The sequence below is a fragment of the Mesorhizobium sp. P3_A2 genome (assembly GCF_056403115.1).
In genome coordinates this window covers 154987-179215 of record NZ_JBFUGC010000006.1, presented here as the reverse complement: position 1 = coordinate 179215, position 24229 = coordinate 154987, and the positions used below count along the sequence as shown (strand labels likewise).

The window sequence follows — 24229 nt, the reverse complement described above, 5'->3', positions numbered from 1 at the left end:
ACTCAGAAATACCCCTCGCGCTTCTTCTTTTCCATCGAGCCGGCTTCATCGCGATCGATGAGGCGGCCCTGGCGCTCGGAGGTGCGTGCCGTCAGCATCTCGCCGACAATGGCTTCCAGCGTGTCGGCGTCGGATTCGATAGCGCCGGTCAGCGGATAGCAGCCGAGCGTGCGGAAGCGCACAAGCCGGTTCTCGACCGTCTCGCCGGGTCGCAGCGCCATGCGGTCATCGTCCTTGAGGATCAGCATGCCGTCGCGTTCGACCACCGGCCGCTCCTTGGCGAAATAGAGCGGCACGATCGGTATGTTCTCCTGCAGAATGTACTGCCAGATGTCGAGTTCGGTCCAGTTCGACAGCGGAAAGACGCGGATCGATTCGCCCGGCGCAATGCGGGTGTTGAAGATCTTCCACATTTCCGGCCGCTGGTTCTTCGGGTCCCAGACATGCTGGGCGTTGCGGAAGGAAAAGATGCGCTCCTTGGCGCGCGACTTCTCCTCGTCGCGCCGCGCTCCGCCGAACGCGGCGTCGAAACCGTATTTGTCGAGCGCCTGGCGCAGCGCCACGGTCTTCATCACATGGGTGTGGGTGTTCGAGCCGTGGTCGAAGGGGTTGATGCCGTCGCGCACACCGTCTTCATTGACGTGGACGAGCAGGTCGAAGCCGAGCCTCTGCGCCATCTGATCGCGAAAGGCGATCATCTCGCGGAACTTCCAGGTGGTGTCGACATGCAGGAAGGGGAAAGGCGGCTTGGCCGGATAGAAGGCCTTCATCGCCAGATGCATTAGCACGGAGGAATCCTTGCCGACGGAATAGAGCATCACCGGCTTGGAGAAGGAGGCAGCAACCTCACGGAAGATGTGGATGGATTCGGCCTCGAGCCGCTGCAAATGCGTAAGCGCAATGTTCATGGACTGTGAGCGTTCTCTCGTGCCATCCAGACCTTGCATCAGATGGATCGGGCGTCTTTTTCAGCCGCCCGGTTCAAGCTTCACCGCTGGACACTATCGGTTCGTGCCGGCGTTCTAGCAGATCGCCACCTGATATAACAACGCTGGAAAGGCCGGCGGCCAAGCCGATAAGGAACGAATTTTCCACGAAAAGCCCGGAATCCGGAAATTTCTGCCCGACAGATTGATGGCCCTCAAAGGCCGTGAAAAATCTTGGCGGAACCCTCGGGAAAACGGTCGGGCCGATGGATGCTTCCGTTATGCGATGCGGCCACGCCACCGATTTCGATGGCCGCAAGATCCTCGCCGCACTATCGAAAACCGGACCCAGCCGCTATACCGGCTCCTGAACCCGCGCCGGGCGGGATGCTGCAAAAAAGTCGCCACCAAACACCGTCCGTCGCCAAGCGACCCCAGCGCATTGTGAACCAGAGCATTGACCCCGATTTCCACCATCAAGCAGCACCTCTCGCCGTCACGGATCAACATCACCTTCTCCATCCTCTGCTTTTTTTGCCCGCCTGTGTTGGGGTCGGCGGTCAGCTTTGTGTTCAATGGCGGCGGCCTGTGGTCGGTGTTTCTGCTTGCGCTGAAAAGACGGCGCTTCAACATCGACCAGCCGATGACCGCCATGACGGTCGCCATTTATGCCTATTGCGCAGCCTGCGTGCTCGCCTCCATCGTCAACAATTCGATCGCCAGGGATGTGCCGCATCTGGCGGGGCTGATCACCTTCCTGTTTTTCCCCGTGTCATACGCGACCTGGAGCATTACCGAGAAAACCACGCTGGCGCGCATCGTCGTGCTGGCGAGTACTGCCGCCTGTTTTGGCGCCCTGCTGCTGGCGATCGTCCAATATTACTGGCTGGGCATGCGGGCCGAAGGCGGCGCCGGCAATGCGATCGTGTTTGCAACGGTCACCTGCCTCAGTGTGATGATGTGCCTGGCGGGCGCCTTGTCTGGCATCGAAAAGAACAAAGCCTTGCTGGCCTGCGCGGCGCTGGCCGGGACGGTCGCCATCCTCTATTCGGAGTCGCGGATCATCTGGCTGGCGATGCTGGTGGCCGGCGTTGCCGTCCCGCTTATCAACCGTCGCAGGCTCACCAGCCGAAATACCATTCGTCTGCTGCTGATTGCGGGCGCGATCGGCGTGGTTATCGCCGCCGTCGGATTCCCCATCATTTCCGAGCGCGCAGCCTTCCTTTTCAGCGACTGGAATGCACTGGCCACGAAAGGTGACCACACCACGGCACTCGGCTTCCGCGCCGCGCTTTGGCAGATCGGCCTCAGCGCCTTCCGCGACATGCCGATTTTCGGTCACGGCATTGCTGCAAGCCGTGAGCTGATAGAGGATGGATTCCACAATCAGTTCAACATGCCGTCCGTGGGTTTCAGCCATTTCCACAACGGCTTCCTCACCGCATTGGTGCAGGCGGGGCTGCTTGGCGCCATAACCTTGGCGGCTATTTTCGTCGTTGCCGCAAGAAATGCGGCCGTCGTGCTGCGCGCCAGCACCGATACGATCGAGCGGTTCGGCGCCACGATGATTGTCGTTACCGTGATCACCTATCTCATCGGCGGCCTGACCGGCATCCTGGTCGGCCACGACATCCTCGATTCGACACTGATGGTGTTCCTGGTATCCGGGACCTATCTTGCTTCCGGCCGCCAACAGGCGTTGCCCGAACCGGCCTCGACGCCGCAGGCAAGCCAGCCGTGAAAGTGCTGGTCACAGGTGCGACGGGTTTCATCGGCAGGCAGGTCGTCAACCAGCTCGGCCAAGCCGGGTTCGAGGTGCGCATGGCATCGCGTTACCCGGAACGGCTCGATCCCGCGAGGGATGCCGTGCTGCTGCCGGACTTCGACGCGCCGGCCCAGGCATTCCAGGCGCTGATGCGAGATATCACCCATGTCGTCCACTGTGCGGCTCTCAACAATGACCGCAAGGCGAGCGAGGCCGACTTCCTGGCCGCCAATGCGACACTGACCGAACAGCTGGCGCGCACGGCCGCCGCGCAGGCCAGCGGGCGCTTCATCTATTTGTCATCGATCCGGGCAGTGGTCGGTCCCGTTTTCAGCGGGACGATCAGCGAGGCGACGCCGCCAGCCCCGCAATGCGCCTATGGGCGCTCGAAACGCGAAGGCGAGATCAGGATGCTGGAAGCCTATGCGTCCAGACCTACCGATGCCACGGCGCTGCGCCTGCCGTCGATCTATGGCGAAGGCATGAAGGGAAACCTGGCGACGCTGATGCGCCTGGGCGGCATGCCTATGGCCTTGTCGCTGCCGGCGGCGGCCTTCAGCGGCGTACGATCGCTGATGTCATGCGAGGCGGCAGCTCGGACTGCGGTGTATCTGTTGAGCCGTCAGCAGCCGCTTCGCCCCATCTATGTCACCTGCGATCTCCCTCCTCTCCCGGTCTCGGCAATCATCGGGGCGTTCCGGAACGGTTTTGGCTACTCATTGCGGCTGTCTAGAGTGCCTGCCGGCCTGATGCGGGCAGTGTTGACCTTACTGGGCAAGCGCAAAGCATGGGACGCGATCACAGCGACACAGATTTGCGATCCATCCCTGCTGGTTTCCGAAGGCTGGGCGCCGCGGACCGATACGGTCGAACAATTGACCGAACTCGCGCGCCGCTACAAATCGGGTGCTGCTCAGCGATAGAAGATCGTGCCTACAAGAATGCGGATATCGAGACCGATCGAGGCCATCGTGAGATATTCGGCATCGGTCTCGGCGCAAAGTTTCGGGTCCGACATGTCGATGCCTTTCATCTGCGCCAGCCCGGTAATGCCCGGAAGCGCCGCAAGCACACCCAATTGCCTACGGCGTTCGATCAGCTCGGTTTGCGTGGGCAGGCACGGACGCGGCCCGACCAGGCTCATCTCGCCCTTCAGCACATTCCACAGCTGTGGCAGCTCGTCGATCTTGAATTTTCGCAGCACCGCGCCAACAGCAGTGACGGAGTTTGCCGGCGCCTGATGCGAGGGCAGAGACGGCGTTCCCACAACCATCGTCCGCAGCTTGTGGCAACGAAACAGCGCGCCATTCTGTCCGACCCGGGTTTGAGAAAACAATGCGGGTCCAGGCGACGACAGCCTGATTGCCAGCATGGCAAGCAGGATGACGGGCGAGGTCGGCGGCAAGAGAACCGCCGCCACGACGAGGTCGAAAGCTCGCTTGGGTCCCCTCATGGCCATCTCTGAGAGACCATTCGCTAGATCCGCCGCCAGATGAAGGCCAGATAGAGCCCAAGCGTGCCAGCCACCGTCTGCCGGTAGACGCCGCTTTTCCTGAGAAGACGCAGGCGTCGCAAGACACCGCCCTTGCGCGCCCTGATGAACAGGCCGAGGCAAGCGGCGGCATCCCTGCTGAGGATGTCGCGATTGACCGCCAGGCCGTTCAGATTGTGATCGGTCCAGACGGCGAACTCGCCCTTGAACAGGCGCCCCAGCCGTGACAGCCGCGCCTTCCACGACACGTTGGCGCCGACCAGGTTTGCCTCATGCTGGCGGTAGCGCACCAGCGGCCGCGGGTCATAGCGGACAATGCCGCCGGCAGCGGTGACGATCAGATAGGTCCACCAGTCATGGCTGACGAACTCGGTTCTTGCCGATGCCGTTGCCAGCAACTTTCGCGCCGCGCGGTTGATCATCATGGTGTTGCCGCCGGCAATGCTCTGCACGAGCGCATTGCGAAAGGACGGCGGCTTTAGGAACAGCGGCGAATAGCCTTGCGCTGCTCCGGTTTCGGACATGGTCGCGGTCCTCGAGCAAAACAGCAGCGGTGTTTCGGCATCGTGCCCTTGCATCCAGGCAATAGCGCTCTCCAGTCTGTCCGGCTCCCAGATGTCGTCCTGGTCGCAGAAGGCGTAGTAGTCGGCATCGATGCGCGCATCGATGATCATCGAGCGGAAGTTGGCGGCAAAGCCGTGGCGAGGACCGTTCGACAGGGTCAGCCGACCTTTGGACCAGCGGCTCTGCCAGGCGCCGATGATGGCAGAAGTGCCATCCGTCGACCCGTCGTCGGAGACCCAGAGGTCGACAAGAGGATGCGACTGCGCAAGCAGCGATGCGAGCTGCTCGTCAAGGAAAGCCGCGCCATCTTTTGTGCCCAGCAGCACGGCCACGCGCTGATCTTGTCTGCTCACTGGTTCAGAATCATCTGCAAGCGCCTGGGAACGGCCATCGGATTGGTTTCAATAGCCAATCCCGGTCGATCAGGACAGCATGTTTGTTTGTACGCAATTCCTCAGGGAAAGCGCTACACGCTTTTCCAGGGAAAACCGCTTCACACTTTTCCTGGAATTGCTCTAGCCCGCTTGCCCGACTGTTTTCGGAACGGTTTCGCGGCGCGCGTCGGCTTGAGGCTCTTCCGCCTGATGGAGCCCCGCCATGACGTCGAGCGCAGCGGCCTTGTCCTGATCGCGCATGGCCGCCTGCAGCGACGTCAGCGCTGCCTGGACCCTGGACCACCCCACGACATCGGTTCGCAGGCCGAAGATCTTGGGGATATCGAGCGCGACAATCTCCTCATTGCCGTCATGCAGCACCTCGTGAAGCTTCTCGCCCGGCCTGATCCCGGTGAAACGGATCGGAATGTCGGTGTAGGGGCTTTTGCCGGCCATGCGGATCATGGTTTCGGCGACTTCGAGGATCGGCACCGGCTTGCCCATGTCGAGCATGTAGATGGCGTAATCGTCCTTTCCCTGGCGCCGCTCGGCATCGGCGGCCGACATGATGACGAGGTCGACGGCTTCGGCCACCGTCATGAAGTAGCGGGTCATGCGGCGATCGGTGATGGTGACCGGCCCGCCGGCCTCGATCTGCGCCTGGAAGATGGTGGCGACCGAACCGTTGGAGCCGAAGACATTGCCGAACCGCACGGCGATGAACTTGGTGCCGGAGCGACGGCCATTGGGTTCGGTGGCGTGCGTTTCGTGCAGCGAAGAGACGATCTGCTCGGCGGCGCGCTTTGTCATGCCGAGCACCGAGGTCGGATCGACCGCCTTGTCGCTGGAAATCAGCAGAAACTGCGGCACCCCGCATTTGGCGGCAACTTCGGCGCAGACGAGGGTGCCCAAAATGTTGGTCTGGATCGCCGATTCCCAGTTCTCCTCGAGCAGCGGCACATGTTTGAGCGCGGCGGCGTGGAAGATGATGTCGGGCTTGAAGTCGCTGACGACGCGGGTGATCTGGCGCCGGTCGGTGACATCGACGATACGGCTCTTGAGCCGGGCATGATCCTTCTCGTCGACCTGCTGGTCGAGCTGGAAAATCCCGAACTCCGAGATGTCGGCAACCAGAACCGCCTCGGCACCGAGTTCCAGCGACCGCTTGACCAGGATGCGACCGATTGAGCCGGCGCCGCCGGTCACCAGGACGCGCTTGCCGCTGACGAAGCCGCCAATGCGCTCAACGTCCGACGGAACCGTGGAGCGGCGCAGGATCGTTTCCATCTCGACAGCGTCGAGGACCAGCTTTCCGCCCTGCCCGAGTTCCGAGACGCCGGAGAACTGGACGACGGCGATGCCGCTGTGGCGGGCGACACGGACCAGCTCCGAATACTCCTCGATCTCGCGCTCGGTGCCATTGCCGAAAATCAGCATGTCGAGGCTTCTGGTGCCTCTTGCATATTCTTCCAGCACCTCGACCAGGTGGGGCCGCACGGCCACCACCGGGACGCCCTGGATCTGCGTGCCCAACGGCGCGCCGTTCTCGATGGCCATGATGCCGGCGATGGAATACTCGGCCGGCGCTGCCGTGCGCGTGAACCTGATGATGACGTCGGCTTCGCCGAGCCTGCCGACGAACAGCGCCTGCTTGATCGCAACATTGCTCGCGTTGCGGCTCAGGATTCGCCAGCTCGCACCGTCGCGCAGAAACCGGTAGTAAAGCCGCGGCGCCGAAATGATGGTGAACGAGACGAGGAAAAAGACGATGAACTGGCGCTCGTTGAGGCCGGTCACCGGCTGAAACCATCGGACCGCCAGCGAGACGACATAGAGCGTGACGGTCAGGATCGCGCAGCTCTTCAGGATGTTGAAGAAGTCGGGCGTGGAGGCGAAGCGCCACACGGTGTTGTAGAGACCGCAATAGCGAAACAAGAGATGGCTGAGCAGAACAATGCTCACCCAGCACGCCAGGCCCGGCCAGGAGAGCGCATCGAATGAAAGTCTCGACTGCGAAAGCCCGAGACTCAGCGCCACCGCGACCAAGACCATGACCAGGTCCTGGATCATTATAATGGCGCGCCGCATCTTCGGCCGAAGTCCGGAAACGACTTCTACATAGGATGTCATTGGGTAGTACTGAACTCCAGGCGCAAGGACTTGGACACTAGCGTAGTGCGAGAGCGACGGAAACCCGTCACCGATCACCTGTTTGGAGTGCCAATCCCCAGCCCCGCCGCTTTGTATCGCATAGCGTGGAGTTGTAGTTATCGCCACATATTTTTTTGGCGGACCCTTTGGTTAAGGGATTGAAAATAATTGAACGAACGAGGTTTGCACCAAGTTTCGCAAAATATCGAGCCGCTGGGGCAGACGGCGCGCCCTCAGACGGGCGCGGCATTGACTGGAAAGCAATTGTGGCCAAGTGCCAGGATGCGCCTCTGCTCATAGTCAGAGGCAAGAATTTACGATTCGCACAGCGCGCCGATTGCGATATCGAGGGACGGGGCGTCGACCTGTCGCAAGCGATTCGTGGTCCATCGTGACTTCATTGCGACGCAATGCGTTGCCAAATGCGCGCCGCAATGACTATGAAGGGCGCCTTTGGCTGGTCTGACGGCCATGGGAAATGATGCACAACAACAAAAGAATGCGACACTAGGAACGATGATTGCGGCACTAAACGGCGCTGTCGACGATATCAGCAAGGCCATGAAGCTGCACCGGGTCTGGATTGCGCTTGCTCACGAAGATATCGGCGACCAGCACAGACGCACGACGCTCGGCCCGCTTTGGCTGCTGGTCAACTACGTCGCGTTCGTGGGCACCTTCGTTTTCGTGTTCCAGCCCGCCGGCAACGATGCTGCGGGCTATGCTGCCTATGTCGCCATCGGCCTTCTGGTGTGGTTCTACCTGATGGAGGTCATCAGCTTGAGCGTGTCGCTCTTCAAACGCGAAGAGAGCTTCATAGAAGGTACCACGCTGCCGTTGTTTGTGTATGTGATGCGCTTGGCGCTGCAATCAATTATACGCGCGGGCTATGCGATCGTGGGTTGCGTTGTCATTCTGTTCCTGAGCGGGTCCGGGCTCAGTGCTGGTTGGCTGTGGTCGTTCGTGGGACTGCTCATGATCCTGATTGCCACCCCAGCCGTTATCACCGTCTTCGCCTTCCTTGGCGCTTTCTTCCCGGACAGCGAGTTCATCGTCGGCAACATGATGCGGGTTGGCATGTTTTTTACGCCCGTTTTTTGGGTGTATGATGGGCAAGAGGGCATTCAAAAATATGCCTATCACTGGAACCCGTTCACCTATTTTCTGGAGATTGTTCGAGTTCCGATCATCAGTGACGAATTGCCAATGCACGCTTTCGCTGTAACCGGCATCATCTCTCTGACTGTATGGGCGATTGCATTGCTGCTGCTTGGCCGGTATCGCAAGCAAGTCGTCTTCATCATCTGAGTTTTCGATGGTTTCCATAAAACTGCACAATATTAGCTTGGTCTACAAACTGCATGAGAAGCTGACGCTTTCCGCGCCCGATCGGCGTGTGGGCGGGCCAGGCGGCAGAATTGAAGGCTCAGGCAGAAAGCAGTTTGTGCAAGCTCTCGACGGCATCAGTTTCGAGCTCAAGGCTGGCGACCGACTGGGCCTAGTCGGCCCGAACGGAGCCGGCAAGACAACACTTCTCAAGGTGCTATATGGCATCTACGAGCCATCCGGAGGAAGCATAGCCATTGAAGGCAAGGTCGACGCCCTGTTCAACATCAACATAGGCTTTCGCCGCGAAGCCACCGGGCGCCGGAACATCGTCCTGCGTGGGTTGATCAACGGATGGACGGAAGCCGAGATCGAGGAAAAAATGGAGGACATCATTGCCTTCAGCGAGCTCGGCGACTTCATTGACCTGCCGTTCAAGGCGTACAGTCAAGGCATGGCCGCGCGGCTTGCGTTTTCAATGGCAACGTCGCTCGATCCGGAGATCCTGCTGATGGATGAATGGATCGGAGCGGGCGACGCCTCTTTTCAGGACAAGGCCAAAAGGCGTATGGACGAACTCGCGGAAAAGGCAGGCATCATCGTTCTGGCAAGCCATAATGAGAGCCTGATCGAAAGCGTATGCACAAAAAAGCTGACGCTCAAAAGTGGCCGGGTGGAATCGCTTACGACGAAGCCGGTCAAAACCTCACAAGTTGGAAAAACTGCTTTGTCGCGACCAAGATAATTCTTGACGACAGGCTTCATCAAAACTGCTGCGCTGGGCTAGCTGCCACACCAAGCACCATTGCGATCAACTCCGAGCTCTGCCAAGCAGATCCAGCCGTTCGACGATTGCGCTGGGCTGGACGCAAATGAACGGCACATTGCCGTCGATCGTGTGCAGGCCAAATCAAGCGCCCCGATACCGCGCTCCACTCGGTGAGAAGTTCCGTAGAGGCGCGAAATCCTGGCGCCGTCCTTAACGGCTGCAGAAAGCGGGTAGCGCGCGGGGGCAAAGTTCTTTACGCCCATACTGAGAACGGTAGCCGACGGGTGTCGAGAGAAGAAGAGAAGAGTGGATTGTCAAAGCTTATTATTCAGATCCCATGCTTGAATGAGGAGGGAACACTCGCCATTACGCTTGCTGATCTTCCACGTCAGGTCGCGGGTTTCGACACGGTGGAGTGGCTCGTAATAGACGATGGCTCCACTGACCGCACAGTGGAGGTTGCCCGGGAAAACGGCGTGGAACACGTGGTCTCATTGCACCACAATCAGGGACTTGCCAAAGCCTTCATGGCCGGTATTGAAACAGCGTTGAAACTCGGCGCTGATGTTATCGTCAACACCGATGCAGACAACCAGTACGATGCCTCCTGCATTCCCGATCTCCTCCGGCCTATACTAGAAAAAAAGGCTCAGATCGTCGTTGGCGCAAGGCCGATCAGTGAGATAGAGCATTTTTCTCCCATCAAGAAATTCCTGCAGAAGCTGGGAAGCCTAGTCGTCACGCTTGCCAGCGGCACGACGATCCCCGATGCACCGAGCGGTTTCCGTGCCATTCACCGCGACGCGGCGATACAGCTCAACGTCTTCAACCGCTACACGTATACGCTGGAAACGATCATCCAGGCAGGACGCAGGAACATTCCGATTACCTCCGTGCCGATCCGCGTGAACGGCGATCTTCGGCCCTCGCGGCTGGTCAAGAGCATACCAAGCTATGTGCGGCGTTCCCTGATAACGGTTGTGAGGATCTTTGTCGTCTATAGCCCGCTGCGCTTCTTCACGGTGTGTGCGGCTATAGTTGCCACACCGGGCTTAATCATGATCGTCCGGTTCCTTTTCAATTACTTGAGGGGCGAAGGCAGTGGCAACATCCAGTCACTCGTCCTTTCCAGCGCCTTGCTTGCCCTTGCTGGCATCCTTGTCATGAGTGGGATCCTTGCCGAACTAATCGCGGTTAATCGACAGATTCTCGAAGAAATCAGGATCAGGCAATTGCAGCAAGAGCATCGAGGCGCTGCATTGGCCCGATCATCTTCAGTAAATCGTGAAGCCCGTAAATCCGAGACGCAGGGAAAATAAGCGGAATACTATAATGAGCGAAGCGCCGACAGCATACGACAACGTTCCGGGCAATTATTATGACAAGTACAATACCCGGAATCCGATCGCACGATATCTCATGGATGGCTTTCTGAGCAGTTTCGACACGCTGACAGCAAAGACAGGCGTTCGCAACGCGTACGAGGTCGGCTGTGGCGAGGGAAATCTATCCATTCGCCTTCATGATCAAGGCTGGAATGTCCGCGGTAGCGACCTGGAAGCTGTCAGTGTTTCGGAGGCCAACGAGCAATGCACCCAGCGCGGACTGGAGCCAATATTCGAAACCCGCTCGCTTTTCGACCTGACACCGGAAGTCGCTTCGGCCGAATTGGTGATATGTTGCGAAGTTCTCGAGCATATCCCCGATACTGAACAGGCACTTTCAGTGCTCAAATCTCTTGCCAAACCGTACCTTCTCGTCAGCGTGCCACGGGAGCCCATCTGGCGGGCACTTAATGTCGCCAGAGGTAAATACATCACGAGCTTTGGAAATACGCCGGGGCATATCCAGCACTGGTCATCTGCGTCCTTCATCAAGCTGCTAAGCAAATCGCTGAAGATCGTGGAGGCGCGCAAGCCGCTCCCCTGGACCATGGTCCTCTGTCGTTGTGACTAGGATAATGCAGACGGCACCGCCGGCCAAAGGCAGCAAGTTAAAGTCCATAGTTCGCTTTGGGGGGCTGGCCGTCAGCCTTGCAGCGCTTGTCTTCGTGGGGCTGGCGATCCACCGCTCCTTCGGTGATCTGCAACGACAGCTCATCTCGCCACTTTTTTTGATCGCCATATTAGGTTGTGCAATCGCTTATGCCGTTATTCTGCAACTGGTCGGTATCGCTTGGTATCGGTTCCTGGTTGTCGTCGACGGACCATCGCTTGGATTGGGTCGCGCGCTTGCCATTTTTGGAAGGACGCAGATCTACAAATACCTGCCGAGCAACGTGATGCATATGGTTGGTCGCTTTACCCTTACCCGCAATGCCGGGGCATCGAGCAAGGCGCTTGCCTTTGCACAGATAGGAGAATTGTCCGTCATAGTTCTTGCCGCCGGGGCGCTGGGCGCATTGCTGGCGTGGCCGGTTTTCCAAGACGCATATGCGCGGTATGGCCCCGATAACCCTACATTGATTGTGGGATTGATCGTCGCCGGTCTTTTGGCGCTTGCGATCGGGATGGTATTTTCTTTCCGCATCAGGATGGCGGAGCGCGGCGGCAGAGCACTTCTCGCATCTGCCGAAGCTTTTTTTCTCTATGCCCTGTTTTTCATTGGCAATGGGTTGCTGATCGTTGCGCTGTCCAGGACTCTAAACGATGCGGGCCACATGGCTGAGTTGATCGGCATAGGAGCGGCCGCCTGGCTCATTGGCTTTATCGTTCCGGGAGCGCCGGGAGGGCTTGGCGTGCGCGAGGCCGCTCTCATTACGGGCCTTACTGCTGCGGGTCTGCCGCCTCCAGCGGCTACGGCGGTTGCGCTCGGCAACCGGCTTGTCACCGTTCTTGGAGACTGCCTGGTCGCCCTGGCAGAGTTGATATTGCAAAAGGGGAAGAGTGTATGAATACGCAAATGAGGGGGACACCCGTGCAAGGCAGCCATTTGCTGGAACAGGCCCCATTTTTGCGACACGTCACTTCGATGGTGCTTCTTCTCGTTTTCGTGCTGAGTATCGTGGGCGTGAATCCTTTTCGGCAAACGCTGGCACCAATGGATCTGCTGTTAGCCTATCCAGGATGGGATAACGCCGGGATCGATACCCCACTTGTCAATCCGGAGCGTTCTGACGCATTGGATCACCGCCTTCCAAATTGGCGGGAGTTTAGGCGAGAGCTATGGGAAGGGCATATCCCTCTATGGAATCCCCTCCATCAACTGGGTGCAGCGGGTATCCAATCGCCTATTTATGAAGGCCTTTCGATACCCTTTCTAATTTATGCCCTCACGCCGAACGAGGCTATGGGTTACACGTTCGCAATTCTGGCGAATTATCTGCTGGCTGCCTTCGGCGCTTATTTTCTGCTGTCTTTCATGTTCGGCAATCGCTGGGCGGCAGTTTTCGGCGCCATGGTATTCGCATTTTGCGGTTTCAACATCGCCTGGGCACATTGGCCGCACCTGACAACGAGCGCACTTATCCCCTGGGTTCTCGCCACTCAGCTTCGATATTGGCAGACAGGCCGCCTGAGTTGGGCCTTGGGGTTCACTCTCAGTGTAGCCTTGATAGGCTTGGGCGGCTTTCCGTTTGTGGCCGTCCTTGGAGTCATCTCGTCCCTGATGCTAGGAGCCGTAGTCCTTGTTGCCGAGTTCTGGATCGCCGGCATCAAACAGATTCCAGTCAGGCGAATTATTGGGCTAGGATGCGCAGGCATTGCAGGTGCATTCCTCGCCCTCCCCGGCCTTTTGCAAGTTAAAGACATTCTCGATTCAACTGATTTGTCGATTCGATCAGGCGGAACGATCTTCACACCCTACGACATAATCTACATGTTTGGTTCTGACTTTGTGAATCATCTAGGCGTCGAGCGTACCTTCTCAGCGGGACTACTCGCTGCTATCCTTGCTATCTTTGCGCTATATTTTATTTTCAAGTCACCTAATCGATTTGCAGTCTTTGGGTTTCTGGTGGCAATTTTCACGTTGGCGACTGCATTTGGCGTAGCACCCGCCAAACTCGTGAAACTAATTCCTAGCTTTGACGTCAACACGTGGAGTAGAGCCTCTATATTATTTGGATTGTCAGTATCTATATTATCTTCGTATTCGATCAGCTCAATACTTTCTCCCTCGTCAAAGGACGTATGGTCATATCGAATACATGTCGTACTATTTATATGCCTATTTCAAGCAATTAATCTTGGTTACTCCTTCAAGCAATTTAATTCTCGACCCGACATCGAAACTTTTTTCCCAGAAACACCGTCGCTAACTTATGTCTTATCTAAGATCATCCCAGGTCAAAGCGTTATTGCAGACGGCAGCTTCGTTGTCTCAGGGGTTTTGTCAAACTATCGATTGCCAGAATTGTTTGCTCACGGGTTTCGTACCGATGCTCAGAAACAGATAGCCGCAGACATCGTAGCTTCCTATCAGACAACATATACGGCTTCCATCATTCAATGCTCCGACATTAATTTCTCCAGCCGGGGGATTATCTACGCCGCTGTCCGTTTCTTTCTCGTCAAAGAAGGTTGCACTGATTTAGCTCATGAGACCGCCGGCATTGGCCATCGACCGACTGTTCCCCTTAATAAAGGCGCCCTCAAAGGAAACTTGTTAATCGATAAGCCCATCATGGTTGCGAAAGTGCAGGTGTTATTCGGAACCTATGATCAGGACTTCGCCCCGTCGGCATTGATATTTGACCTTTACCAAGGTGAACTCCTCGTGGCTCACGCTGAATTACAGCCGGAGGCGATACGAAACAACCAATTCGCCACCTTTGGTTTCAATCGAGACGTTCCTCTTGTGGCCGGAACCTATCGGTACGTCATTTCAATGACCAAACCCGATAGCGAGAAGATGCTCAGTGCATGGGCCTTCGAAACCGCAGGAGGGGCAACCTATCAAATTGGTTCGAGTGTATTTCCGGGCATTCCAAAAATGCGGCTTATTGAGAAAACTCGCCTTCCCCCGAATTTTACGATCACGCCGGTAGAACTGGGCATTGACGTTATCGAAAATCGTGCAGTTTCAGGTTCCGGCTATTATGTGACTGCGTTGAACGGGCAACCGGAAGCGGATTTTGGGCCTGTTCGCCTTGCGACGTATCAACCGGACGACGTGACGGTGGAATATTTTGGCGCAACCCATGGTTGGGTTGTGTTCCCCATTCGCACCAATAAGTATTGGCGAGCCACGCTAGATGGAAAGCCCGTAGAACTAAAAAAGTTTCTAGATTTCTTTCCCGCCGTTGAGGTGAGCGGACAAAGCAAGATTCGCTTCTATTACGATAGCAATCACTTGCAGAAAACGCTGGAATTTTGCATGGCCGGCTTTGCAGCCTCAGTCATTCTCCTAATCATGGTGAATGGCAGAACTTCCAGGCCACGAACAGGGAGTTGGGGCTGGGGCGATTGAAGGTGATTCAGGCCGACGAATGTGCCGCGGCGTGAGTTGAGATTTTGAAAATCCGAGCAAACCCTGTGCGAGCGAGAGAGCCGGCGTGACCGGGGCCTCGCAGGCTGCTAGGGTCCTTCCAGCATAGGATGTTAGAGGACATGATGGACATTCTAGACGCATACGTCGCGACTGCGCCAAGCGCCCAAAATGCAGTTGATATTTTCAAAGACGAATGGTCGTCCAAATTTCCGGCGTCTGCCGGCGCAACAACGACTCCTGGAAGCGCCGCCCTATTTGAGGATGCGCGCATCGAATGGCTTTCGAAAATCATTGGGGGATTTTCTGGTAAGCGCATCCTGGAGCTTGGACCGCTGGAGGCGGGACACACTTATATGATGCATCAAGCAGGAGCGGAATCGATACTCGCCGTCGAATCCAATTCGCGATCCTATCTGAAATGTCTCTGTGTGAAGGAAATCTTCGACCTCAATCGTGCACGGTTTCTCTACGGCGACGCGATGACGTATTTGTCGGAAACCGGCGAACGCTTCGATGTATGCCTAGCGTCAGGCATACTATATCATATGACCCACCCTATCGAACTTCTCCGCAACATTGCGCGTGTGTCCGATACGCTCTTCCTCTGGACGCACTACTACGACGACTCGTTGCGTACTCGAGGAAATCTGGCCAAGCAGTTTGAGAAGCCGTACGAGATCGAGGTCAGCGGTACGTCATATACGGTATCCAGGCGCAACTATCAGGAGGCGCTCAAATGGGCCGGCTTCTGCGGCGGTGCAAAGCCATGGGCGTTTTGGCTTACTCGCGATTCCCTGATGCGCGCGATCGCTGATTTCGGCTTCAGTGTGGAAGCAATCGAATTCGATCACCCCGGGCATCCGAACGGCCCGGCATTGGCTCTGGTGGCGCACAAAGCGTGAAACTTTGTCTTCTTCACACTTACTCTTCGTGATTTAATGAGAATGGCTAAGATATTAAAGCCGCCTGAGTGTCACATAGAATTCCAGCTCGTTTGGCTGCGTTTGAGAGAATGACACAACCTCAAAAGAACCTTTTATTATATTTCGTATGAAATTAATGCAATCAAGAAACTCAAAATCAGCAAACACCCAGCAATGAGAATCGATGTAGCCCCCCGTAATTTTCATATCTCGGAGTATGTCTAATATATCGTTTCTATCAATTATATATTCCGCATTTTCAGAAGTAATAGTTTTGCTCCAACAATCTACCGCATTAGCTTTGCTGACATTCCAGAAGTGGTCGCAAACCTGCTGGAAACTTGGCATGGTCCGCTTCTCAAGATAGGCGGCAACGAGATCAGAAACCATGCTGCTTTTTCGTTTCAGGTCCAAGCAGTAACGTTTATCCGGAAACGCGACGGCGATCCGGCCGCCGGGCTTGAGCACCTGCAGATTCGCCTCGAGCCAACCCAGCAAATCGGGCACATGCTCCATGACATGCGACGCCACGATGTAGTCGATCGACTCCTTTGGGAGAAATTCAGAAATCAGCTTGCCGCCGGTGACGATGTCGATCTCGGGGATCAGGCTGACATCGACGTTGGGATCGTTGGCATAATGTTGTGCCAAGGAAGCGCGATCGGCATGGTCCACGTAGGAAACATCGTAATGCGGCTTCCGTAAGAGTGCTGCGTGCAAGGGACCGTATTCGATGCCCTTTCCGGCAAGATTCAACGCCGAAGTGATCTTCCTCGTCCGTCGTCCTAGCGCAGGGGGAGAGTTCTGGAATAGTCGCATCTGACCCTATTTCACCATCACGCACATCGACTGGCCGAGTTTGTGTTCATCGAGAACGGGGGCGTCGGCGTCGATAAATTTCTCCACCTTGAAGCCTATCCTGGCGGCGAAAACCTCAATGACTTCACGCTCCAGGAACATGTTGAGATGCGGGCGAGTACTGGCCTCGTATTGCTTCACAGTTGCCTCAAAAATTGGCCAGAGGGCGGCCATGCGAAACTCCAGGAATGAAAAAAGCAGCTTGCCGCCCTTCTTCAGCACACGGTGGCAGTCGCGCATATAGATGAACGTCTCTTCATGCAGAAGGTGGGTAAACAGGCTGAAAGCGCAAATGTAATCGAACGTCGCGTCCGGCGCCGGGATTTTCACCCCCCTGTTCATGTGGAATTTGTAGTTGTCGGGCGTCTTGCTCCTGGCATACTCGAGCAAGGCCTGAATGATATCATAGCCGTCATAGTCGATGCGCAAGCGTCTTGCGAGTGCAACCGCCCCACGCCCGGAACCGCAACCGATATCGGCTAGACGCATCCCGTCGCGCAGACCGTTCCTTATGAGGATTTCGGCTTCAATACGGCCGACAATGTCATAGGCGCCGCCGACGGCGAGCGACATTGCTTCGTCAATCGGATGATTGCGCATGAGCGTCGCGACGTGCTTTTCGTAGTCTTCGACGAAATGGAATTCAGCCATTGCTATTTTTTCCGATATCAACTCAGCGAGAAGTCTTCACGCCCTCTTGTCAGATTCGGTGAATAGAAAGGATCACGCTCGATGATCTTTTTCCATCGTCTTTGCATATACGCAATTTCACTGTTGAAACGCGCCATTTTTTCCGGCGCATCCTCAACGCCGCGAGAGACGCTTTCAAGGTGGTAGAGTTCGGCATAAGGCGTCCAAACGTTTGAGTAGCCGGCTTCCTGTACCTTCAGACAAAGGTCAACGTCGTTGAAGGCGACCGTCAGGTCGACCTCATTGAGACCGCCGACTTCTTCAAACAGGTTCTTGCGGATCAGGAGACAAGCTGCCGTAACAGCGGAGAGATTCTGCAGGACCTGCAGCCTGTAAAAATACCCTGGATGATGGCGCGGGAAGTCCTTGTGCGAATGACATGCGACACCGCCCAATCCAACAATCACGCCGCCATGCTGAATCGTGTCATTGGCATAATAGAGCTTCGCGCCGACGCAGCCCACATCCGGCTGAACGGCCCAGGAGACCATTTCCGTCAACCAGTCCGGCGATATCACTTCGATATCGTTGTTGACGAGGCCGATGATCGAGCCCTTCGCTTTCCCTACAGCGAAATTGTTGATCGCAGAATAATTGAACGGCTTGTCGTAGCGGAGCACACGAACATTCTTCGCTTTCTTCAGCTCACTGAAATAGGCAAGCGTTTCCTCTTCCACCGAGCCGTTGTCGACCACCAGGATCTCGTAGTTCCCGTAGGTGGTCTTTTCACGGATGGACGTCACACAGCCACGGAGGAGATCGACCTTGTCGCGCGTTGGAATGATGAGGCTCACAAGCGGCTGCGGTTCGGGGACTAGAAAGCGGAGACGGTAGCAGGGCGTACCGGGAGCTTCCTCAGCTTTCGCCGGAATAGCCATGCGTTCGACATGCTCTCCAAGGGCACGCAACCCAGCCATATAGGCGTAGCCCTTTTGCGACCCGTCAAGCGCCGTCGAGCCTTCCACCGCGCGCCAATGGTAGAGCACCTTCGGGATGTGCCGAATTCTATCAGGGGCGATGCGCTCGAAGATGCGCAGATTGAGGTCATAGTCCTGGCTGCCTTCGAAGCCGGGGCGCCAGCCGCCGACGGCGCGAATATTTTGCGCCCGATGTACGGTGAGATGGTTCAGATAGTTCTGTGACCGGAAAAGCTCCCGCGAGAAATCCGGCTTGAAGCAGGGGTCATAGCGCCTGCCTTCCGAATCGATCTTATCCTCGTCGCTATAGATCAGTTCGGCGTCAGGATGACGATCGACTTCCAGCGCGATCTCAGCCAGTGCGTGCGGGCGCAGAATATCGTCGTGGTCGAGCAACGCAACCCATTCGCCAGCGACAAGCTCCAGGGCAGAATTGGATGCCAGCGAAATATGACCGTTCTTGCTGCGAAAGACGACTTTGATGCGTGGATCGCGTTTCGCATATTCGTCCAGAACGCTCCGCACGTGCGGCTTCGTCGAACAATCGTCCGCTATACATAACTCCCAGTTCTCGTAGATCTGTGCGCGGACGCTCTCGATCGCTTCCCGCAGGAGCCTCTCTGGCGTATTGTAGACTGGCATGAGTATCGAAATGAGCGGCTTCTTCTCCAATTCGGCCAACCGCCGGCCTAAGTCCGCAACGTCGTGTTCCGTCGGCGTGTCATTGAGCGCAATCCATCCTTCATAAGTAACGCTGCCCAGAGCGCCCCGTGCCTCCGCCGATCGGAGGGTGGCCGCAAATCCCCGGAGGCCGCTTTGCCTCAACAGTTTTACGCCACGCGCGGCAGACCGTACAAGGGAACCGGGGCTTTTCACGTGGCGGGCGGCGATTCTCCCGATGAGACGAGCGTAATATTCAATCCGGTCGAGCTTGCGTAGCCGCACGCGGCCGATAGCGATCTTGACGGAACCGTCACTCGGATCGAAACGCAGTTTTTCTGCGCCTGCATGAAGCGAAAATACGGCCAAGGTCCGGTCTTTGCCATTCGACCGAAAACGCAGATCAATCCGTTCGATTTCGTTGTACCCTCTGCCACTGTCGACATAGAGGCGCCCGTCACTCAACGCATCCGATTCGGCTGGTACACGCGCGCTGATCTGGTAGTGCCCGGGAACCAAGGGGCCGAAGCCCGGCCAAAGGAGCTCGAACTGCGGATCATCGCCGGTTACAGTCCACTCCGTGGCCCGCTTGCCCAATGGCGCGCCTTCCAAATGATGGAGCGCGCGCAACGCGACGGTCCGTCCGGCATAAAAAGCTCCCGTAGTCGGAATTGATGCAAGTCTTCGCAGGAACGATCCATAACGCCAGGTCCGGCTGCTATGAATCAATTCGATTTCGTGTCTCAACGCGGCCGTCTGCTGATCGCGCTCCTGCATCTCACGCTGGAGCGCCACGATATCCTGGCCCCTCGCGACGAGATTCGTGCTGGCGACCTCCAGCTCTTGCGTGACCACGCGGAGTTGCTCGCGCTCGACCGTCAGCGCTGCGATCTCCTCTTCCTGCCTCACAACCAAATTTCTGTTGGTTTCAATTTCCTCTTCCATAGTGGTCGTCTTCAACGACCAAGGATTTCCGGTTTGATCAGCCGCCTCGCTCTTCGTATCGTCGAAAGGAACCATCCTCCCGTCGGCGAGCGCAACCCGACCGTGCACGCTGCGCGCGCCCAGGACATTTTCCGGAATTGGCCGCTTCGTTACAACACAAAGCGAGTTCAAGAACTCGACGGAATGAATCGACGCGAGAGAAGTTTCATCGAATGCGACTTTGTGCCTGTCCGCGAATGTGGCCAACGCATCGACACGACGACGATCCATTCCCCAATGCTCATGATTGACCACATCGAGCAGACGCTTGAAAAACGCCATCGAGGAAAGGGGATGGTAGAGACCGCCCTCGAACTCCTGCCAGTAACTGCAATGCAGATCTTCGGCTATGTACATTCCTCCCTCAGAGAGATGAGGGAAATATCGTGCGAACGAACGTATTATATCCGACGAAAGGTGCGACCCGTCATCGATTATAATATCGAACTTTTCCGATATCGCAACAATTTTACTCTCTACTTCATCTATATTGGCATCGCCTATGGCTATAGAGACATTCTGACCGTCGAAAACAAGGTTTCCGCAGGCCAAATCAATATCGCAGCCGACGATTATCTCAACATTCGGAAAATATTTTTGCCATATCTCTAGGGAACCGCCGTTCTGAACTCCAATTTCCAGAATCCGAACCGGCTTGTTTCGATATTCTGAAAAAATTTGGTCATATGTGTCTAGATAGATCGACCATTTATCCGACACTTTGCCGCGATGCGCGTCGTACAGATCACGAAGTGAAACGTCGCGTTGTCCAGGCCGTCCAGCTTTCGCCTTGCCCCGCGCTTTCGGCGTCACTTCAGGCATCGCATCGCGCCTGTTCTTCGGTGACGGGTGTTTGTTCATGCGCTCAGTGCCTGTCTCGTCTCGCCGGTCAGTAGCCGGTGCACCACCGCCTGCGCCGATTGCCGCCAATCCCGGGCGCCCCATCCAAATGCAGTGGCGAATTTCGCGCTCGACAGCCGTGAATTGGCGGGCCGCTTTGCCTTGGTCGGATAGTCGCTGGTGGCGATGTCGCGCACCCGCGCTGTGGGCCCGCCGTAGCGCGCGCTTGTGTCGAGTATGTGGCGGGCAAAGCCGCTCCAGCTGGTCTCGCCGGTGCCGGCCAGATGATAGATGCCGTAACCGTCAAACGCCTCGTCGTGGCGCAACATCCCCGCCGCATGCAGGATCGCATCGGCAATATCAAATGCGGAGGTCGGATTTCCCCATTGGTCGGCGACGACAGCGATCTCGTCACGGTCGGCAGCCAGCCTCAGCATGGTCTTGACGAAATTCCTGCCGAACGGGCTGTAGACCCAGGCGGTGCGCAAGATCAGGTGGCGCGGATTGGCTGCTGCAACAGCCTGTTCGCCGGCGAGCTTGGAGGCGCCGTAGACGCCGAGCGGCGCGGTGGCGTCGGTCTCGATATAGGCGCCGTCCTTGGTGCCATCGAAGACGTAGTCGGTCGACAGATGGATGACGGGCACGCCGAGCCGTGTCGCCGCTTCGGCGACCTTGCCGGCGCCGACGGCGTTCACCGCAAAGGCAAGGTCGGGCTCGTCCTCGGCCTGGTCGACCGCGGTGTAGGCGGCAGCCGACACCACGATGTCCGGCCGCACTGCTGCGAGAGCATCGAACACCGTGTCGGGCTGCGCCAGATCGAGCGTCGGCCGGCCGACCGCGACGACCTCAACGCCATCGCGCCCCTGCCCGGCCTCCAGCAGGCTGGTGGCGACCTGACCGTCGCGTCCGGTGACAACCAGCCTCACGCCGCGCCCTTCCTGCCTTCAATCTGGCCCCGGGACTGGACTTGGCCCAGCCGCTCGCCGGCATAGCGCTGCTCGCGGATCGGCCCCCACCACCATTTGTTGTCGAGGAACCAGTCGACCGTCCTTGCCAGGCCGCTGTCGAAACTCTCCGACGGCGCCCAGCCGAGTTCCCTGCCGATCTTGGAGGCGTCGATGGCGTAGCGGCGGTCGTGACCCGGGCGATCGGTGACGAAGCTGATCAGGTCGCGATAGCGTTTGCCGCCGGCGCGTGGCCTTCTGGCGTCGAGCAGATCGCAGATCGTCTCGACGACGCTCAAGTTGGTCCGCTCGGAATTGCCGCCGACATTGTAGCTCTCGCCCGGCTGCCCCTTGGTGGCGACCAGTTCCAAGGCACGTGCATGATCCTCGACGAACAGCCAGTCGCGCACATTGGCGCCGGCGCCGTAGACCGGCAGCGGCTTTTCGTCGAGCGCGTTGAGGATCACCAGCGGGATCAGCTTTTCGGGAAAGTGATATGGCCCGTAATTGTTCGAGCAGTTGGAGAGCACGACCGGGAGGCCATACGTCTCGTGCCAGGCCCGCACCAGATGATCGGACGCCGCCTTTGAGGCGGAATAGGGCGAGGACGGCGCGTAAGGCGTTTCCTCGACGAACATGCCGCCGTCGAAGGGCAGATCGCCGAACACCTCGTCGGTCGAGACATGGTGGAAGCGGAAGCGGGCTTTCCTGTCCTCGCCAAGGCCGCGCCAATATTCGAGCGCCGAATTCAGCACCCGGTAGGTGCCGACGATGTTGGTCTCGATAAAGGCGCCGGGTCCGTCGATCGAGCGGTCGACATGGCTTTCGGCGGCGAGATTCATGACTATGTCGATTTCGTCGCGGTGGAGGATGTCGAGGACCGCCCGCTCGTCACAGATGTCGGCCTGCGCAAATTTGTAGTTGTGCGCATTCTCGATCGTGCGCAGCGAAGCGAGATTGCCGGCATAGGTAAGCTTGTCGAGATTGGTCACATGGTAGGCCGGATTGGCGCACAAATGCCGGCACACCGCCGAGCCGATGAAGCCGGCACCGCCTGTCACCAGAAAATTCATGGCGCTCTCCTCACATCGTCGCGCGTCATGCGAACACCTCGGCCGTTGCAAGCGTCGGCGCCTTAAGGTCCTTGGCCGAGAGCTCGAAGCCGCCGGCGGGCGATGGCCAATCGATGCCGATGTCGGGATCGTCGAAACGGATCGATCGGTCGTGCGCCGGCGAATAGGTGTCGGTGACCTTATACAGAACCTCGGTGTCCGGCACGAGCGTGACGAAGCCGTGCGCGAAACCCTTCGGCACCAGGATCTGGTTGCCTTTCTCGGCCGATATTTCGAGCGCGACCCATTTGCCGAAGGTTTTCGAACTGCGGCGAATATCGACCGCGACGTCGAGGATGCCGCCTCTGACAACACGCAGCAGCTTGTCCTGGGCGCGTGGCGCAAGCTGGTAGTGCAGCCCTCTCAAAACACCCGCGGCAGCGGAATAGGAGTGATTGTCCTGCACGAAACGCAAGTCGATGCCGACTTCTGCAAAGCGCTCGGCATTCCAGGTTTCTATGAAGAAGCCGCGCGCATCGCCATGTCGCTTGGGGACGATCTCCAGCACTCCGTCGAGGCCGAGTGGCCTGATCTCCAGCACCCTAGTTCTCCGTCAACTCGGTGACGCGCCTGCGCAGATAGGCGGCATATTCGTTCTTCCCCAGCCGCGCCGCGCGCTGCAGAACCTTGTCGGCGGTCAGCCAGCCCTGCTCGAAAGCGATTTCTTCGGGACAGGCAACCTTGATGCCCTGGCGGTGCTCTATGGTGCGCACGAAGGAAGAGGCTTCATGCAGGCTGTCATGCGTGCCGGTGTCGAGCCAGGCATAGCCGCGGCCGAGCTGATGCACATGCAGCTGCCCGCGCTCGAGATAGACGTTGTTGACCGCCGTGATCTCGAGCTCGCCGCGCGCCGAGGGCTTGATCGTCGAAGCGATGTCGACGACCTCGTTGTCGTAGAAATAGAGGCCGGTGACCGCCCAGTTGGACTTCGGCTTCTCCGGCTTTTCCTCGATCGTCAAAGCGGTGCCGGTGAGCTTGTCGAACGACACCACGCCATAGCGCTGCGGATCCTCGACATGGTAGGCGAACACCGACGCGCCGCTTTCCCGCTGCGCGGCAGCGCGGCAGAGCTGCGACAGACCCTCACCGAAATAGATGTTGTCGCCGAGGATCATCGACACATTGTCCTTGCCGATGAAGTCGCGGCCGATGATGAAGGCTTCGGCAAGCCCGTTGGGCTGCGGCTGTTCGGCATAGGACAATTCGAGCCCGAATTCCGAACCGTCCCCCAGCAACTCCCGAAAAATCGGCAAGTCGCGTGGTGTCGAAATGATCAGAATCTGTTGGATCCCCGCGAGCATCAAGACGCTCAGCGGGTAAAAAATCATCGGCTTGTCGTATATCGGCAGGATTTGCTTAGAGATCGCTAATGTTAAGGGATAAAGACGCGTCCCGCTGCCTCCTGCAAGGATGATACCTTTCAACAAGCTCTCCTTGAATTGCCAGGCCCCCGCCCGAAATCAAGTTGACCGTGCTTAGGTTTCGCGCAATGGCTTGTCAATTC

20 protein-coding genes are annotated in these 24229 nt (G+C 57.5%); 9 read left to right on the top strand and 11 right to left on the bottom strand.

The window, feature by feature from the left end; genetic code table 11:
* Positions 1–2: 2 nt before the first annotated feature.
* Complete coding sequence (cysD, locus tag AC1DXM_RS15960) at positions 3–908, bottom strand: sulfate adenylyltransferase subunit CysD (RefSeq protein ID WP_192256445.1); 906 nt, start codon at positions 906–908, stop codon at positions 3–5.
* Between the two features lie 475 nt (positions 909–1383).
* On the opposite strand from cysD, the gene AC1DXM_RS15955 reads away from it, so the two are divergent.
* Together AC1DXM_RS15955 and AC1DXM_RS15950 are read left to right on the top strand one after the other, a co-directional pair.
* Positions 1384–2667, top strand: a complete 1284-nt coding sequence (locus AC1DXM_RS15955; protein WP_477234066.1) for an O-antigen ligase family protein — start codon at positions 1384–1386, stop codon at positions 2665–2667.
* On the top strand, positions 2664–3614 hold the full coding sequence (locus AC1DXM_RS15950) for an NAD-dependent epimerase/dehydratase family protein (protein WP_477234064.1): 951 nt from the start codon (positions 2664–2666) through the stop codon (positions 3612–3614). The genes AC1DXM_RS15955 and AC1DXM_RS15950 overlap by 4 nt, the downstream gene beginning before the upstream one ends.
* Here the strand turns inward: AC1DXM_RS15950 and AC1DXM_RS15945 are convergent.
* The 3 genes from AC1DXM_RS15945 to AC1DXM_RS15935 all read right to left on the bottom strand — a co-directional run bounded on the left by AC1DXM_RS15945 (position 3605) and on the right by AC1DXM_RS15935 (position 7251).
* Positions 3605–4144, bottom strand: coding sequence for a sugar transferase (locus tag AC1DXM_RS15945; protein WP_477234062.1), 540 nt, complete (start codon positions 4142–4144; stop codon positions 3605–3607). The two genes, AC1DXM_RS15950 and AC1DXM_RS15945, sit on opposite strands and share 10 nt — an antisense overlap.
* A gap of 23 nt (positions 4145–4167) precedes the next feature.
* On the bottom strand, positions 4168–5100 hold the full coding sequence (locus AC1DXM_RS15940; RefSeq protein ID WP_477234060.1) for a glycosyltransferase family 2 protein: 933 nt from the start codon (positions 5098–5100) through the stop codon (positions 4168–4170).
* Positions 5101–5262: 162 nt separating this feature from the next.
* Positions 5263–7251, bottom strand: coding sequence for an SDR family NAD(P)-dependent oxidoreductase (locus AC1DXM_RS15935; protein ID WP_477234058.1), 1989 nt, complete (start codon positions 7249–7251; stop codon positions 5263–5265).
* Positions 7252–7725: 474 nt separating this feature from the next.
* Between AC1DXM_RS15935 and AC1DXM_RS15930 the strand changes: the two genes are divergently transcribed.
* From AC1DXM_RS15930 to AC1DXM_RS15900, 7 genes are all read left to right on the top strand, one after another.
* On the top strand, positions 7726–8580 hold the full coding sequence (locus tag AC1DXM_RS15930) for an ABC transporter permease (protein ID WP_477234056.1): 855 nt from the start codon (positions 7726–7728) through the stop codon (positions 8578–8580).
* A 7-nt stretch (positions 8581–8587) separates the two neighbouring features.
* Positions 8588–9343 carry an ABC transporter ATP-binding protein gene (locus tag AC1DXM_RS15925; protein ID WP_477234054.1) on the top strand — a complete coding sequence of 252 codons (756 nt, stop codon included), beginning with the start codon at positions 8588–8590 and terminating at the stop codon, positions 9341–9343.
* A gap of 335 nt (positions 9344–9678) precedes the next feature.
* The gene (locus AC1DXM_RS15920) at positions 9679–10686 is read left to right on the top strand and encodes a glycosyltransferase family 2 protein (protein WP_477234052.1); all 1008 of its coding nucleotides are present in this window, start codon (positions 9679–9681) and stop codon (positions 10684–10686) included.
* Between the two features lie 13 nt (positions 10687–10699).
* Positions 10700–11323: a class I SAM-dependent methyltransferase gene (locus AC1DXM_RS15915; protein WP_477234050.1), complete on the top strand. Its 624-nt coding sequence runs from the start codon at positions 10700–10702 to the stop codon at positions 11321–11323.
* A gap of 4 nt (positions 11324–11327) precedes the next feature.
* Positions 11328–12260, top strand: coding sequence for a lysylphosphatidylglycerol synthase domain-containing protein (locus AC1DXM_RS15910; RefSeq protein ID WP_477234048.1), 933 nt, complete (start codon positions 11328–11330; stop codon positions 12258–12260).
* Positions 12257–14776 (top strand): hypothetical protein, encoded by a 2520-nt coding sequence (locus AC1DXM_RS15905; protein WP_477234047.1) that lies wholly within the window; start codon positions 12257–12259, stop codon positions 14774–14776. The genes AC1DXM_RS15910 and AC1DXM_RS15905 overlap by 4 nt, the downstream gene beginning before the upstream one ends.
* Before the next feature lie 140 nt (positions 14777–14916).
* Positions 14917–15699 carry a class I SAM-dependent methyltransferase gene (locus tag AC1DXM_RS15900; protein WP_477234045.1) on the top strand — a complete coding sequence of 261 codons (783 nt, stop codon included), beginning with the start codon at positions 14917–14919 and terminating at the stop codon, positions 15697–15699.
* Positions 15700–15753: 54 nt separating this feature from the next.
* Here the strand turns inward: AC1DXM_RS15900 and AC1DXM_RS15895 are convergent, their stop codons facing one another.
* From AC1DXM_RS15895 to rfbA, 7 genes are read right to left on the bottom strand one after another with little or no spacing between them, the layout of a single operon-like run.
* The gene (locus tag AC1DXM_RS15895; protein WP_477234043.1) at positions 15754–16539 is read right to left on the bottom strand and encodes a methyltransferase domain-containing protein; all 786 of its coding nucleotides are present in this window, start codon (positions 16537–16539) and stop codon (positions 15754–15756) included.
* Between the two features lie 6 nt (positions 16540–16545).
* A complete protein-coding gene (locus AC1DXM_RS15890; protein ID WP_477234041.1) occupies positions 16546–17229 on the bottom strand; it encodes a class I SAM-dependent methyltransferase in 684 nt (227 codons plus the stop codon).
* A gap of 17 nt (positions 17230–17246) precedes the next feature.
* On the bottom strand, positions 17247–20690 hold the full coding sequence (locus AC1DXM_RS15885) for a glycosyltransferase family 2 protein (RefSeq protein ID WP_477234039.1): 3444 nt from the start codon (positions 20688–20690) through the stop codon (positions 17247–17249).
* The gene (rfbD, locus tag AC1DXM_RS15880; protein ID WP_477234037.1) at positions 20687–21595 is read right to left on the bottom strand and encodes a dTDP-4-dehydrorhamnose reductase; all 909 of its coding nucleotides are present in this window, start codon (positions 21593–21595) and stop codon (positions 20687–20689) included. Before rfbD ends, AC1DXM_RS15885 begins: the two co-directional genes overlap by 4 nt.
* Positions 21592–22686, bottom strand: a complete 1095-nt coding sequence (gene rfbB, locus AC1DXM_RS15875) for a dTDP-glucose 4,6-dehydratase (protein WP_477234035.1) — start codon at positions 22684–22686, stop codon at positions 21592–21594. Before rfbB ends, rfbD begins: the two co-directional genes overlap by 4 nt.
* Before the next feature lie 25 nt (positions 22687–22711).
* Entirely contained in the window at positions 22712–23266 is a 555-nt protein-coding gene (gene rfbC / locus AC1DXM_RS15870) for a dTDP-4-dehydrorhamnose 3,5-epimerase (protein ID WP_477234033.1), read from the bottom strand.
* Between the two features lies 1 nt (position 23267).
* The gene (gene rfbA / locus AC1DXM_RS15865; RefSeq protein WP_477234031.1) at positions 23268–24149 is read right to left on the bottom strand and encodes a glucose-1-phosphate thymidylyltransferase RfbA; all 882 of its coding nucleotides are present in this window, start codon (positions 24147–24149) and stop codon (positions 23268–23270) included.
* Positions 24150–24229: the final 80 nt, after the last annotated feature.